This is a genomic window from Actinomadura oligospora ATCC 43269, assembly GCF_000518265.1.
GTDB lineage: Bacteria > Actinomycetota > Actinomycetes > Streptosporangiales > Streptosporangiaceae > Spirillospora > Spirillospora oligospora.
The window spans coordinates 303,826-318,037 of record NZ_JADG01000011.1 but is presented as its reverse complement, the minus strand read 5'-3'; the positions used below and the strand labels follow the sequence as shown (position 1 = coordinate 318,037).

At 72.8% G+C, this 14,212-nt stretch carries 10 protein-coding genes; 5 read left to right on the top strand and 5 right to left on the bottom strand.

All coding sequences use genetic code 11. The features are described 5' to 3' along the window. Positions 1 to 64: 64 nt before the first annotated feature. The gene (locus tag P696_RS46755; protein WP_051467892.1) at positions 65 to 1,186 is read right to left on the bottom strand and encodes a ParB N-terminal domain-containing protein; all 1,122 of its coding nucleotides are present in this window, start codon (positions 1,184 to 1,186) and stop codon (positions 65 to 67) included. A 725-nt stretch (positions 1,187 to 1,911) separates the two neighbouring features. Here P696_RS46755 and P696_RS0119575 point away from each other — a divergent pair. The 3 genes from P696_RS0119575 to P696_RS46750 all read left to right on the top strand — a co-directional run bounded on the left by P696_RS0119575 (position 1,912) and on the right by P696_RS46750 (position 6,193). Next, positions 1,912 to 2,940, top strand: a complete 1,029-nt coding sequence (locus P696_RS0119575; RefSeq protein ID WP_084337799.1) for an alpha/beta fold hydrolase — start codon at positions 1,912 to 1,914, stop codon at positions 2,938 to 2,940. 149 nt (positions 2,941 to 3,089) lie between these two features. Then, positions 3,090 to 5,312 carry a molybdopterin-dependent oxidoreductase gene (locus tag P696_RS0119570; RefSeq protein WP_342669025.1) on the top strand — a complete coding sequence of 741 codons (2,223 nt, stop codon included), beginning with the start codon at positions 3,090 to 3,092 and terminating at the stop codon, positions 5,310 to 5,312. A gap of 209 nt (positions 5,313 to 5,521) precedes the next feature. Next, positions 5,522 to 6,193 (top strand): TetR/AcrR family transcriptional regulator, encoded by a 672-nt coding sequence (locus P696_RS46750; RefSeq protein ID WP_034485920.1) that lies wholly within the window; start codon positions 5,522 to 5,524, stop codon positions 6,191 to 6,193. Between the two features lie 12 nt (positions 6,194 to 6,205). Here the strand turns inward: P696_RS46750 and P696_RS0119560 are convergent, their stop codons facing one another. From P696_RS0119560 to P696_RS56980, 3 genes are all read right to left on the bottom strand, one after another. Further along, entirely contained in the window at positions 6,206 to 6,952 is a 747-nt protein-coding gene (locus P696_RS0119560; RefSeq protein WP_026413647.1) for a DNA alkylation repair protein, read from the bottom strand. A gap of 198 nt (positions 6,953 to 7,150) precedes the next feature. Beyond that, a complete protein-coding gene (locus P696_RS46745; protein WP_170026522.1) occupies positions 7,151 to 8,509 on the bottom strand; it encodes an RCC1 domain-containing protein in 1,359 nt (452 codons plus the stop codon). Continuing rightward, positions 8,506 to 9,396 (bottom strand): hypothetical protein, encoded by an 891-nt coding sequence (locus P696_RS56980; RefSeq protein ID WP_170026502.1) that lies wholly within the window; start codon positions 9,394 to 9,396, stop codon positions 8,506 to 8,508. The genes P696_RS46745 and P696_RS56980 overlap by 4 nt, the downstream gene beginning before the upstream one ends. A gap of 375 nt (positions 9,397 to 9,771) precedes the next feature. Here P696_RS56980 and P696_RS0119545 point away from each other — a divergent pair, with 375 nt between their 5' ends. Then, a complete protein-coding gene (locus tag P696_RS0119545; protein ID WP_026413645.1) occupies positions 9,772 to 10,149 on the top strand; it encodes a VOC family protein in 378 nt (125 codons plus the stop codon). Positions 10,150 to 10,315: 166 nt separating this feature from the next. On the opposite strand, the gene P696_RS0119540 is transcribed toward P696_RS0119545, so the two are convergent. Continuing rightward, entirely contained in the window at positions 10,316 to 11,737 is a 1,422-nt protein-coding gene (locus P696_RS0119540) for a nucleotide disphospho-sugar-binding domain-containing protein (RefSeq protein WP_026413644.1), read from the bottom strand. Between the two features lie 277 nt (positions 11,738 to 12,014). On the opposite strand from P696_RS0119540, the gene P696_RS0119535 reads away from it, so the two are divergent. After that, the gene (locus tag P696_RS0119535; protein WP_026413643.1) at positions 12,015 to 14,147 is read left to right on the top strand and encodes an MMPL family transporter; all 2,133 of its coding nucleotides are present in this window, start codon (positions 12,015 to 12,017) and stop codon (positions 14,145 to 14,147) included. Positions 14,148 to 14,212: the final 65 nt, after the last annotated feature.

The following is a 14,212-nucleotide window of genomic DNA, read 5'->3' as shown; positions in this document are numbered from 1 at the left end:
CGGGGCGGGCTCGTCGCGGGGTGGGGAGTGCGGGGCGGGGGGCGGGTGGTCCGCGGGGGGTGGGTCAGTCCGCGTCGAGGGCGGAGGCGAAGCGCTGCCAGGCCATGGCGCTCTGGCGGGCGAGGCCCGCGACGGCCTCGCGGGCGTGGCTCGGGACGGCCTCGGCCAGGCCGGTCCAGTCGTCGGCGGCGAGCGCCTGGGCGTTGAGCACGCGCAGCAGCTCGCGGCCGGGGTCGGTCAGCCGCAGCGCCGGGTCCTTCATCAGCCGGAGCAGGACCTCCCGCACCTGGGCGGGCCCGACCGGCCGCTGGGCCGCGCCGTCCGGCGCCGCGGATCTGGCCGGGCGGGACGGGGTATCAGGCGGGGCGGGTCTGGACGGGCCGGACGCGGTGGACGCGGCGGCGGACGGCCCGCCGGACGGCGCGGTCCCGCCCCGGCGGGAGCCCGCGCCCGCCCGGACGGGTTCGGCGGGCTGGGGCGCGCCGCCGTCGGGCACCGGGTCCCGGCCCTCGCGCAGCCGCCTGCGGACGTCGTGCGCGGTGGACAGCGAGATGCCCGCCGTGCGGGCGACCTCGCGCAGCGACGCCTCCGGCCGGTCACTGATGATCTGCGCGGCCAGCCGCCGTCCGAGGGCGCCGCTCACCGGCCGCGCCCGGCCGTCCGCGCCGACCCGGGTGTTCGACTGCGGGATGCGCGCGGTCGAACGCCGCACCGCCGCGACCGTCCGGGCCGACAGGCCGGTCCGGGCCGCGACCATCCGGTCGGACGCCTGCGGCTCGGCGGCCAGGAGGCGCGCGGCGGCGGCGCGCCGCTCGGTGAGGGTCAGCGGGAGGCCGTGCGCGATGTTGAGCTCCACCGCGCGGGCGAACGCCTCGGCGGCGCTGCCGTCGAAGAAGAAGGCCTCGATCTCGGTGTCGCCGCGCAGCTTCGCCGCGCGCAGCCGGTGCATCCCGTCGATCACCCGCATCGTCGGGCGGTGCACCAGGATCGGCGGCAGCGGCGCGTCGACGCCCGCCATGCGGAGCACGTGCTCGTGGTCCACCCCCCGCAGCCGCGGGGAGTCGGCGGGCTGCAGCGAGGCGATCGGGACGCGGACGGCCTCGCTCTCGCCGGGGCCTGCGGAGACATCGGCCGGACGCGTTTCGGTCGTCTTCGGTTCGGTCCAACGCGCGGTGCCGCGTGCCATGGATTTCCTCCACGCTTCCGGAACGGAACATGCCCCGAGTCGCCGCACTCGGACAACGGCCGTTGTCCCGAGTGGGGGGTGCACGCCATTACAAACCGATTCGTCGCTTTTGCGCAACCCTGCGTCCCACATCCCGGTCCCTGTCACAGAAAGTGAGAGTTACCGATCGGTTGGTCTTTTCGAATCGTCCGGCATTCCCGCAGATGGCGTGCAGGGGCATCGCGGAAATGGCAGGGAAAGTGACGCTGGGTAGCAGGGCTCCGAGTCCAGAACAATGGCGCTGAGTTTTGACAATGGCGTGGCGTGTGATATGGATCACCGCCGTCCGGGTGAGGTCCAGAGGTTTGGTCCGGCCGCCGCAATGAGGGCCATTCAGTCTTTCTTATCCATGTGGCGGGCGGATAAAACCGCCGACACGCCGGTTCGATGACGGGGGGCCGGATCGGCCCGGGACGGCCCGGCGGGGCGCCGGTCCCGCGGCGCGCAGGCGAGAGCGCTCCCAACATGATCGACATCGTCGCGAGGGGGACCCGGGGCGCCGCGCGCGCGGGCCCGCCGGCGGGCCCGCGCGGACTTCCCCGGCCGGACGGCGCGCGCCGCGGCGCGGAAGTGTCGAAAATCCGCGCGTCGCACCTAATGCGCTTCGCCCGCCGCCGACGTAATATCTGGCGCATTGTCGCCGGATCTCGGTACCACGTTTCCCCGTCTGTGAGAGGGAGCTTGGCATGTATTCCCAGCGAAATCTCGGTTCGAGGGTGCTCGCGGGCGCCCGCAGGCTCCGCATTGCCGTCGGCGCGTTTGTCGCCGTCGCGGCCCTGCTCATCGGTTCGACCGTCACGGCGGGCGCGGCGCCCACGCCGTCGAGTGCCCTTTCGGGCCTGACCGGCTTCCGCGAGGGATTCGTCAAAGTCGACGGCGGGTCCCTGCACTATGTGAGGGGCGGCAGCGGGCCCGCCCTGGTGCTCCTGCACGGCTGGCCGAACACCTGGTACGAATGGCACTCGGTCATGCCCGAGCTGGCGAAGACGCACACGGTGATCGCGTTCGACCTGCCGGGTCTCGGCGGCTCCGCCGTCTCCACCGACGGGAAGTACGACACGATCAGCGTCGCGTCGAAGGTCCACCAGGGCGTGACCGGGCTCGGGTACCAGAGCGTCGCCATCCTCGCCCACGACGTCGGCTCGCTGGTCGCCTACCCGTACGCGCGGAACTTCCCCGGCGAGGTGTCCCGGATGGCCGTCCTCGAGGCCCCGCTCAACGGGTTCGGCCTGGAGGGCGCCTACGGCCTGAGCTGGCACTTCATGTTCAACATGACCGGCAACCCGGTGCCCGAGCAGCTCATCAACGACCGGGCGCACGTCGCGACCTACCTGGGGTGGCTGTTCAGCTCGGCCAAGTACCCCAACTCGATCGCCCAGTCCACCTACATCGACGCCTACTCCGACGCCGCCCACCGCAGCGCGGGCTTCGACTACTACCGCGCCTACCCGACCAACGCCGCCGACAACAAGCGGCTCGCCGAGCAGAAGCTGACGATCCCGGTCATGGCGATGGGCGCGTCGGACGTCTTCGGCCCGGCGGTCGGCCAGTCCTTCGCCAACGTCGCGTCGGACGTCCGGACCGTCGTCGCCCCTGACAGCGGTCACTGGATCCCCGAGGAGAACCCGACCTTCCTCAAGCAGTGCGCCGGCCTGTTCTTCGGCCCCGCCGGCGTCCCGGCCCCCTCGTCCGACCTGGCGAACTGCGTGTCCTGACCCTCGCGGACGCATCCCCGGGCGGCCGGCCGTTCCCCGCGACCGGCCGCCCTCGGACGTCCCGGGGCCGGTGGCGGAGCCGGCCGCGGGCCGGTCCGGAGCGCATTCCGGAGGATGCCGGGCATCGGACGCGTCGCGAGGCTGGGCGCATGGGTGCGCGCGCGGCGCGCCAGGTCCGTCGAGCTCCGGGAGCGCCGATGAGAGAAGCCCTCCGTACCTGTCCCATCTGCGACGCGGTCTGCGGACTGAGCATGACCCTCGACGACGGCGGCCGGGTGCTGTCGGTGAGGGGGGACGCCGACGATCCGTTCTCCGGCGGCTACGTGTGCCCCAAGGGCGCCAGCCTCGGGAAGCTGGACGAGGACCCGGACCGGCTGCGGAACCCCATGGTCCGCACCGGCGACGAGTGGCGCGAGGTGAGCTGGGACGAGGCGTTCCAGGCCGTCGAGCGCGGCCTGACGGGCGTGATCGAGCGCCACGGCCGGGACGCGGTCGCCGCGTACTTCGGCAACCCCACCTTCCACACCATGGGCGGGATCTTCTACCGGGGCCCGCTGGCCGAGGCCCTCGGCACCACCAACCTCTACAGCGCGAGCAGCATCGACCAGATCCCGAAGCACGTCGCGGTCGGCCTGATGTTCGGCAACTCGCTCGCGATCTCGGTGCCGGACCTGGACCGCACCGACATGCTCCTCGTCATCGGCGCCAACCCCGCCGAGTCGCACGGGTCGCTGTGCGCGGCGCCCGACTTCCCCGGCCGCCTGCGGGCGCTGCGCGAGCGCGGCGGCAGGCTCGTGGTGGTCGACCCCCGGCGCACCCGCACCGCCCGCGTCGCCGACGAGCACCACTTCATCCGGCCGAGCACGGACGCCTACCTGCTGTTCGCCATCGTCCACACGCTGCTGGAGGAGGACCTGACCTCCATCCGGTGCGACGTGTCCGGCCTGGCGGAGCTGCGGGAGATGGCGTCCGCCTTCTCGCCGGAGGCGGTGTCGCCGGTGTGCGGGATCCCGGTCGAGGACATCGTCCGGCTGGCCTGGCAGCTCGCCACGGCCGAGAGCGCCGCCGTGTACACCCGGGTCGGCACGTGCACGTCCGACTTCGGCACCGTGACGCAGTGGCTCGTGGACGTCGTCAACGTGCTGACCGGCAACCTCGACCGTCCCGGCGGGGTGATGTTCACCAGGCCGGCGACGCTGGAGGTCCCGTGGGGGCCCAAGCCGTTCGAGTACGGGCGCTGGCGCAGCCGGGTCCGCGGGCTGCCGGAGGTGCTCGGCGAGTTCCCGGTCGGGACGCTCGCCGACGAGATCGAGACGCCCGGGGAGGGGCAGGTCCGGGCGCTGGTGACGGTCGCGGGCAACCTGGTGCTCTCGGCGCCGGACGGGCCCCGGCTCGGCCGCGCGCTGGACGACCTGGACTTCATGGTCTGCGTCGACCCGTACCTGAACGAGACGACGCGGCTCGCCGACGTCATCCTCCCGCCGCCGCGGATGCTCCAGATGCCGCACTACGACCTGCTGCTGCTCATGGTCACCGTGCGCAACTACACCCGGTTCTCCCCGGCCGTCCTGCCGCTGGAGCCGGACCAGCTCTCCGAGGCCGACATCCTGGCCAAGCTGGCGCTGATCGCGTCCGGCCAGGGCGCGCAGGCCGACCCGCGCGCGTTCGACGAGCAGCTCCTGGCGGGACTGCTGGGCGCGGGCGTCCAGATCCCCGGGTCGCCGTTCGAGGGGCTCGACGTGGCGACGGCGCGGGCGAAGCTGGAGGGCGACAGCGGGCCGGAGCTGATGCTGGACGCGCTGCTCCGGCTCGGCCCGTACGGGCTGTCCCTGGCCGACCTGCGCGCCAACCCGCACGGCATCGACCTCGGCGCCCTCGAACCGCGGCTCGAGGAGATCGTCTGCACCGACGACGGACGGGTCCGCCTGGCGCCCGCCGAGCTCGCCGAGGAGGTCGGGCGGCTGCGCGGCCTGCTGGACGGGCCGCGTCCCGACACCCTGCTCATCGGACGGCGGCAGCTGCGCTCCAACAACAGCTGGCTGCACAACGTCCCGTCCCTGGTGGGCGGCAGCAACCGGTGCACGCTGCACGTCCACCCGGCCGACGTCGAGCGGCTCGGGCTCGGTGAGCGGGCCCGGGTGCGGTCGGCCGTCGGCGAGGTCGTGGTCCCGGTGGAGCCCACCGACGCGATCATGCCGGGCGTGGTGAGCCTGCCGCACGGCTGGGGGCACGAGGGCTCGGCCCAGAAGGTCGCGGCCGAGAACGCCGGGGCCAACGCCAACGCCCTGACGGACGCGGCGGTGCTCGACCGCCTGTCCGGCAACGCGGTCTTCAACGGGGTGCCGGTCACGGTCGTCCCGGCCGAGGGCTGACGCGCCCGGATCCGCCCGTCCCGGCCGACCGGGCCGGGACGGGCGGATCCGGTGGCCGGGGCGGCGGGCCCGGGCGGCGGGCCGGAAACCGCAATCTGGGAGCGGGGAGTCACGGCCTGGCTGGCTAGCGTATGAGACGAATCATCCCTTATGTGGCGTTTGGGAGTATTTGTCATGAATTGCCGGAGCGCTGTCCGCCGGACCGGATCGTGAGCCCACGCCGCGCCGACCCCAGCGTCCGCCCCGCGCTGGTCGACGTCGGCGCGCGGCTGCTGGCGGAGGAGGGCCCCAAGGCGCTGTCCGCGCGCCGCGTCGCGTCCGAGGTCGGCTGCTCGACCATGGCGGTCTACACCCACTTCGGCGGGATGAGCGGGCTGGTGCGGGAGATGGTCCACGTCGGCTTCACCCGGCTGAAGGACTGCCTGGGCCGGGTCGCCGACACCGGCGACCCGGTCGCCGACACGGCCCTGCTGGGCCGCGCCTACCGGCACAACGGGCTCGAGAACCCGCACCTGTACGCCGTGATGTTCGGCGCGTCCTCCCTGGCCAGCTTCTCGCTGTCGGAGAACGACCGGCAGCACGGCCGCTACACCCTGGCGGGCGTCGCCCGGTGCGCCGAGCGCTGCATCGGCGCCGGACGCTTCCAGGACGACGACCCCATGCTGGTGGCGAACCAGATGTGGATCGCCGTGCACGGCATGGTCGCCCTCGAGCTCGGCGGCTACCTCGTCGAGCCGTACGACGCCGACCAGTGCTTCGAGACCCAGCTCACCGGGCTGATGATCAGCGCCGGGGACGACCGGGAGGCCGCCGAGAGGTCCGTGCGCGTCTCCCGCGAGCGGTTCGCCCGGGAGGTGGAGGAGCCCCTCAGGGTGCCGTGAGCGCCGGGGACGTCAGGTGGCGGCCTTCCGCTGCTTCGCGAGCTTGGCCCGGCCCATGAGGTCCTTGCGCTGCGCGGCGTCCATGTGCTCGATGGCGAAGCGCAGCGTGACGCGCGGCATGGTCTCCGCGTGCCGCTCCAGGAACTCGACCAGCCGGGCGCGGTCGCGCTTCCCCGCCTCCCGCAGGGTGCTGCCGACCACGGTGTTGACGAAGTGCTCGTCGTCGTGGACGAGGATCTCGGCGATCCGGTAGGTGTCGTCCAGGTCGCCGCGCGCGATGAACGGGATCGTGGCGAACATGGCGATGCGCCGCTCGTAGAAGTGGGGGGAACGGGCCAGTTCGTACAGCACGTCGCGGGGACGGTCGACCAGGTACCCGCCGACCACCTTGTGGGCGCTGACGTCGACCAGGCCCCAGTCGTTGATCCGGTCGGTGCGCCGCAGGTAGAGCTCGTACAGCTCCCGGCGCCGCTCGTCGGTGGTGCGCTTGCGGACGGCCTGGTGGCCCATGACGCTGACCGCGCCGATCCGCAGGTCGTGCACGGTGCTCTCCAGCAGCCGCTCGATCTCCGCCGGGGGCAGGTCGACGAACTCCTTCGCCAGGGCGAACATCTTCCCCATCCGGGCCCCGGCCCAGATGTCCTCGTCGCCCTCGTCCCGGCGCACCAGCGCGTTGCGCTCGGCGAGCGCGCGGTTCTCCTCCGGGACGAGGGTCAGGAACTTCGCCACGAACTGGTCGGCGGTCGGCTCGTCGGGCATTCCGGGAATCCTTTCCTTGGACGGACGACTCGGCGGGTAGCCGCGCCGAGCGTAGGCGCCCGCGGAGCCCCGGGTCGAGGGGACACGGCGAGGGGACACGGCGAGGGGACGCGGCGAGGGGACACGGCGTGACGGCCCGCCGCGGTGCGGGCCGTCACGGTCATGCCCGGGTCTGGACGCGCCCCGGCGCGCGGGTCGTCAGGTGCGGCGGCGGCGCGTCACCAGGAAGGCGACGAACCCCGCGACGGCCAGGACGGCCAGGCCGACCCCGGTCACCTCGGCGGCGGTCGAGGAGCCGCCCGAGTCGTCCTTGCTGCTGGCGGCGGCGGGCGCGGCGGCCGGGGCCTTGGCGGTCACGCCCACCGGGACCGGCGTCATCGCGACGGGCTTGACCGAGGCGTTGCCCAGCTGGCCGGTGGCGTTCAGGCCCCAGCAGCTCATCGCGCCGTCGGAGTAGGCCGCGCAGGTGTGCAGGCCCCCGCCGACGACGAGCGTGGGGTTGGGCCGGAGCCCCTTCACCTGGACGGGCTTGGACGCGTTCTTGTTCGTCCCGTCGCCCACCTGGCCGAAGTTGTTCTGGCCCCAGCACCACACGGTGCCGTCGGCGAAGGTCGCGCAGGTGTGGTAGCCGCCCGTGATGATGCGGGTGGGGATGCCGGGCAGCCCGTTGACGGGCTGGGGCTTGGTCACGATCTTGGCGGTGCCGGTGCCGAGCTGCCCGTACTTGTTCTCGCCCCAGCACCACGTCGAACCGTCGTTCTCCACCGCGCAGGTGTGGAAGTTCCCGGCCTCCATCTGGACGGGCGTCGAGGGCAGGCCCTTCACCTGGACCGGCTTGGGGGAGCCCAGGTGCTTGGTGCCGACGCCGAGCTCGCCCTCCTCGTTGTGCCCCCAGCACCAGGTGGAGCCGTTCTTGAGGATGGCGCAGGTGTGCCACACCCCGGTGGCGAACTTCACCGGCGGGGAGGGCAGGCCCTTGACCTCGACGGGCTTCTCGGACCCGGGCGTCAGCTTCCCGTCGCCCAGCTCGCCGTACTTGTTCTGGCCCCAGCACCAGGTGCTGTCGTCCTTCTGGTACACGACGCAGGTGTGGTCGCCGCCGACCGCGAGGAGGCGGACGGGGCCGGTCAGCGCCTTGACGGTGAGGGGGTTCTTGGAGTTGGTGAGGGTGCCGTCCCCGAGCTGGCCGTACTTGTTCATGCCCCAGCACTGGACGGTCGCGTCGCTCATGAGCGAGCAGTTGTGGACGGCGCGGGAGAGCGTGACCGTCGGGGTGGCGGAGAGGCCCTGGACGTCGCCGGGCTGCGGCGTGGGGGCGTTGCTCCCGTTGCCGAGCTCGCCGTACTGGTTGTCACCCCAGCAGCGCAGGGTCTTGCCGTCGTACAGCGCGCAGGTGTGCGCCGCGCCCGCGGTCAGCTCGGTGACCTGCCTGCCGGGCGCCGCGGCGCGGGCCGCCGGGGCCGCGGGGGCCTGGGCGGACGCCGCGCCCGCCGGGGCGAACGTCGTCGAGGCCAGCAGGACCAGCACGAGGGCCGGCCATGCGAGAAAGCGCTTCACTTGTCCTCCGGAGATCGTCGGGGTTGGGGTGCTCCAGGAACCGGGGAGGGCAGGTCTCCGGCGGGCGCGGCGGGGCGCCTGCGGCGGCTGAGGCCGACGCCGACCGCCGTCGCCGCCGCGACGGCCGCCGCGATCCCCAGCCAGCCCGGCCAGCCCATGCCGCCGGACCCGTCGTCGTGGTGGGGGAGGGCGGCCGAGGAGGTCGGGGCGGGGGTCGGGGCCGGCGCCGAGGCGGGGGCGGAACCGGACAGCGAGGTGTACTGCCGTTCGAAGTGGAAGGTCCCGTCCGCGGGCGCCGCGTCCACCCAGGTGAAGGTCACGACGTACCACTCGCCGACGAGCTTGCCGTTCGCGTCGAGGGTGTAGACGTGGCGGCCGCGGTCCTGCTTGGCGCACAGCGCGCCCAGCAGGTAGGTGCCCGACCGCAGTCCGGTCCCGGTGATGGGGATGGCGCGCCGGCCGTCCTGCGTCCACTCCTTGTCGAGCATCATGGTCCCGCCCGACTTGGTGCTGCCCAGGGCGCGGTACCAGAGCGCCGAGTCGTCCATCATGTTCTTGACGTCGGCGGGGTCGATGGTCCCGTTCGGCGCGCCCTCCGGGACGACCATCTCGATCGGCACGATCATCGGCGACCAGGTCGTCACCCCGGCGGGGCAGTGCAGGGCCGCGCCGTCCACCATCTTCAGGCCCATCTCCGGGACCTTCCCGAACGTGGTCACCGGCTGCACCGCGGGCGACGCCAGGGCCGGGGGCGCGGCGCCCACCAGCACCGCGAGGCCCGCGAGGGCGCTCGCCGCGACGCCTCGGACGACCCGTCCGGCGGCGTGCGGACGGTACGGGCCCGGGGAGGCCGGTGGCTCGACGGGCGGTTCCGCGTTCTCGGTCATGGACACCCCTCAGCTCGGGTCCGTCGGCGGGCGGCGCCGGTCGTCCGGCGCGTGCGCGGGCCGACGCGCGTTCGGTCCTCATGGTCGTGGCGGACCCCGCGGCCGCGCTTCTCCCGGAGTGCGACCCCGGCGACGGGGGCGGCGGGGAGGCGGTGCGGGGCGGACGCCGGGACGGTGACGCGGCGGCGTGTGAGGCCCTCCCGGAGGGCGATCCGGGGTGGAGTGGGGTGGTTGCGCCGGAGTGGGTGTTCCTGAGACAGCCGCCGGGGTCGACGTGGTTTGCTGGGCCGGGCGCCGGTCCGGATCCGGGCCGGCGCGCGGACGTCACGCGTCGCAACCGCTCAGCGCATCGTCAAGTGAAAGGGCATTCCGGCCATGGAACTCAAGCTCGAACTGGTGCCGATCCCCGTGTCCGACACGGACCGCTCGATCGCCTTCTACGAGAAGGTCGGCTTCCACCTGGACCACGACGTCAACCCGGGCGGCGGCTTCCGGATCGTGCAGATGACGCCGCCCGGCTCCGGCTGCTCGATCGGCTTCGGCATGGGATGGGTCGACACCCCGCCCGGCGCGATCCAGAACCTGCACCTGGTGGTCAAGGACATCCACGCGGTGCGGGACGAGCTCGCCGGACGAGGCGTGGAGGTCAGCGAGGTCAGCGTCATGGGCGCCCCGGAGAAGCCGAGCGTCTCCTACGCCTACTTCCAGGACCCGGACGGCAACGGCTGGGCGCTCCAGCAGATGGGCGGCTGACCCGCGCGGCCCCGCCGTCCTCGCGGGCCGTTCTCGGGCCGTTCTCCCGGGCCGTCCCGCGAAGTGCGCGGGACGGCCCGGGGTGGCGGCGGGCCCTCGGCCGGGGCGATCCGGCCGGGGCGCCGCGTCCGTGAGCGGCCTCAGTCGCGTGTGTCAGTCGCGTGTGTCAGTCGCGCTGGCGACGGTGCTCGACGGCCAGCCGCTCCAGGATGGGCACGACGTCGCTCGGGCTGGGCGTCGCGAGCCACTGCTCGTGGACGGACTCCGCGCCCTTGCGGTAGGCCTCCGAGGTCGTGACCTCGAGGATCAGCGCGCGCATCTCCTCGACGGTCTGGGCGCGGTGGTCCAGGCGGGCGCCGGACCCCTGCGCGATCACGAACTCCGAGACCGGGGTGGCCTCGACCTTCTTGGCGGGCAGCTCGAAGACCGGCGGCGGGCCGTCCGCCTCCCGCTCCTCGCGCTTGCCGATCTCCAGGCCCGGCAGCAGGGTGCCGGTCCGCGAGGCGTCGGTGTCCTGGACGGGCTGCAGCATGAGGGACTCGCCCTCGATGTCGCACACCAGGTGCGGCACCTTCGCCGGGACCGCGGCCGAGTAGGTGCCGATGCCGCCGTGGTGGATCATCGCCGAGCAGGTCGGCAGCAGGTGGGTGAGGTTCACCCACTCGATCACCCGGACGTTGTCGGGGATCTTCTCCACGTCGTCCAGCTGGAGGCTGTTCAGGGTCGCGACGACCTCGATGTCCAGGCCCTCCAGCGCCTTCATGATCTTGGGGGCGCGGTCCCAGTCGCCGCGGATGAAGCGGCGCGTCGACTCGCCGAGCGACAGCGCGACCCGGGGCCGCTCGGGCTTGTCGTGCAGCCACTTCGGGAAGGTCTGGGCGCCCGCGAACGGGATGTGGCGCATGTGCACCCGGTTGACCCGGACGGGCAGCTGCAGGCCGTCCGGGATGGCGTCCACGGTGAAGTCGCCGAGCAGCAGTTCCCGGTCGATCTCGACGCCGTACTTGTCGGCCAGCGGGCGCAGCATGGTCGCGAGGGGGTTCTCGTCCAGGCCCGCCGCCCTGAGCTCGTCGGCGTGCTCGGCGAGCCTGTCCAGGCTGAACGCGAAGACGTCCTCGCCGTTCACCAGCCGCGCCTGCGCCGCGCCGCACGCCCGCGCGGCGACCGCGCCGCTCGGCACGGTGACGTCCCACAGGACCAGGTCCGGCTGCCAGGCGCGGGCGAACTCGACCATGTCGGACGCCTCGGAGCGGTCGACCCGGATGTAGTCCGACATCGGGACGAACAGGTACTGGAAGTAGGTGATCCAGTACTCGCGCTCCTTCTCGGTGAGCCCCAGGACGCGCGCGTAGCGGTCGACCTCCTCGGGCGTCTTCGGCGGCTTGGCCTCGTCGGTCAGCCGCACCTCCGGGGTGTCCGGGTCGCCGAGCGCCACGGGGGACAGGCCGGTGGTGATGATCTGCTCCGCGGCGCTGTGGTGCGCCGCGATCCGGACCTCGTGCCCGGCGCTCTGCAGCGCCCACGCGAGCGGCACGACCGGGTAGAGGTGCGCGAGCGAGTTGGGATAGATCGTGAACAGAACGCGCATCGGATCTCCTTCGGGGACGGAGCATTCCCGGACATCGTCCAGCGGGTCGTTCGCCCTGCGCACCTCGTGGATTGCTGTGCCGCCCACGGCCCGCCGCACGGTCCGCTCCGCGGCCCGCCACGCGGATCGCCGCCCGTGCTCACCTGCGGATCGTCCCTTGGAACGGGCCAGGCGGACGGGCCCGTGATCGGACGGTGCGACGGCGGTGAGTTTCCGGGGGGCGTGCCGTCATACAGGTACCCAACCCCCCGATGTGAGCCCTCCGGATGGAGCATGCATGGACAGAGAGAACGGGGTCACCCGGTTCGTCTGCGGCAGATGGAGCAAATGGGTCGTCCTGGTCGTCTGGCTGCTGCTGACGATGATGGTGGCCGGGCCGCTGGCCGGGAAGCTCACGAGCGCCGAGAACAACGACTACTCGCAGTGGCTTCCGGGCAAGGCCGAGGCCACCCGGGTCCTGGACCTCCAGAAGCGGTTCCAGACCGGCGACGACGTGCCGTCGGTCGTGGTCTACGAGCGGACGTCCGGCATCACCCCGGCGGACCGGGCCAAGGCCGAGGCGGACGCCAGGGCGCTGGCCGGGGCCGAGGGCGTGGTCGGCAAGGTCGCCGGGCCCATCGCCTCGTCCGACGGGAAGGCGCTGCAGACCGTCGTGCCGATCAAGATGGGCAAGGACGGCACGTCCAAGATCGTCAAGCGGGTGGACGGGGTCAAGAAGATCACCGGCACCGGCGGCGCGGGCATGTCGGTGCACCTCGCGGGCATGGGCACCTACCTGGCCGACACCACCGACGCGTACTCGGGCCTCAACTCCACGCAGCTGCTGTTCACGGTCCTCGTGGTCGTCGTCATCCTGCTGTTCGCCTACCGCAGCCCGGTGCTGTGGATCCTGCCCTTCCTGTGCGCGATGCTCGCGCTGACCGGCTCGCAGGGCTTCATCTACCTCCTGGCCAAGCACGCCGGGCTGACGGTCAACGCCCAGGACACCGGCTTCCTGCTGGTGCTCGTGTTCGGCGCGGGGACCGACTACGCGCTGCTGCTGCTGTCGCGCTACCGCGAGGAGCTGCGGCGGCACGAGGACCGGCACACGGCGATGGCCGTCGCGCTGCGGCGCGCCGCGCCGCCGATCGTCGCGAGCGCCGCCACCGTCTCGGTCGCCCTGCTGTGCCTGCAGTTCGCGCAGATGAACAACACCGCGGGCCTCGGCCCGGTGCTGGCGATCGGCATCGCCGTCGGCCTGGTCATCTCGCTGACGCTGATGCCCGCCCTGCTGGTCATCTTCGGCCGGTGGATCTTCTGGCCGAGGAAGCCGAAGGTCGGGTCCTCCGAGGTCACCAGCGCCCGGCTGTGGGCGCGGGCCGGGACCCGCATCGCGCGGCGGCCCCGGGCGATCTGGATCGGCACCGCCGTCGTGCTCGGCTTCCTGTCCTTCGGCATCTTCCAGATGCACGCGACCGGCCTGGCCTCGCAGGACGCCTTCCTCGACAAGCCGCAGTCGGTCGTCGGCCAGGAGGTCATCGCCCGGCACTTCGCGGCGGGGCAGAACGGCCAGCCCGTCGTGGTGATCGGCAACGCCGGGGCGGCGCCGCAGCTGCGGCAGGCGCTGAGCGGCGACCAGGGGATCGTGTCGGTGACCGACCCCGTCCAGAAGGACGGGCTGGTCTACCTCGAGGGCACGCTCCGGGCCCAGCCCGACACCCAGGCGGCGTTCGACACGGTCTCCCGGCTGCGCACGTCCGTGCACGGGGTCAGTGGCGCGGACGCGAAGGTCGGCGGGCAGACCGCGCTCACCAAGGACACCAACAGCGCCTACCACCACGACACGTGGCTGCTGATCCCGCTCGTCCTGGTCGCGGTCATGGTGATCCTCACGCTGCTGCTGCGCGCGCTGGTCGCGCCCCTGCTGCTGATCGGCACGGTCGTCCTGTCGTACCTGGCCGCGCTCGGGATCAGCTCGGTGCTGTTCCACGACGTGTTCGGGTTCAAGGCGACCGACACCTCGTTCCCGCTGCTGGTGTTCGTGTTCCTGGTCTCCCTCGGCGTGGACTACAACATCTTCCTCATGACGCGGGTGCGGGAGGACGCCCAGCGCCTCGGCACCCGGCGGGCGGCCCTGTCCGGCCTGACCGCGACCGGCGGCGTCATCACCTCGGCGGGCCTGGTGCTCGCGGGCACCTTCGCGGTGCTCACCACCGTCCCGGTGATCTCGTTCATCGAGATCGGCGCGGCGGTCTCGATCGGCATCCTGCTGGACACCTTCGTCGTCCGGTCGGTGCTGGTGACGGCGCTGACGCTCGACATGGGCCGGTTCGTCTGGCTGCCGGGCCGCCTCGCCAAACGTGAGGACGTCCCGGTCGCCGATGCCGGTGACATCGGTGAGATGGACCTGGAGCCCGCCCCCGGCGGCTAGCCGGCGAGCGGGCTCCACACGAGCACCCGGGGCGGCCGTACCCCGCGCGGCCGCCCCGGGAGTTC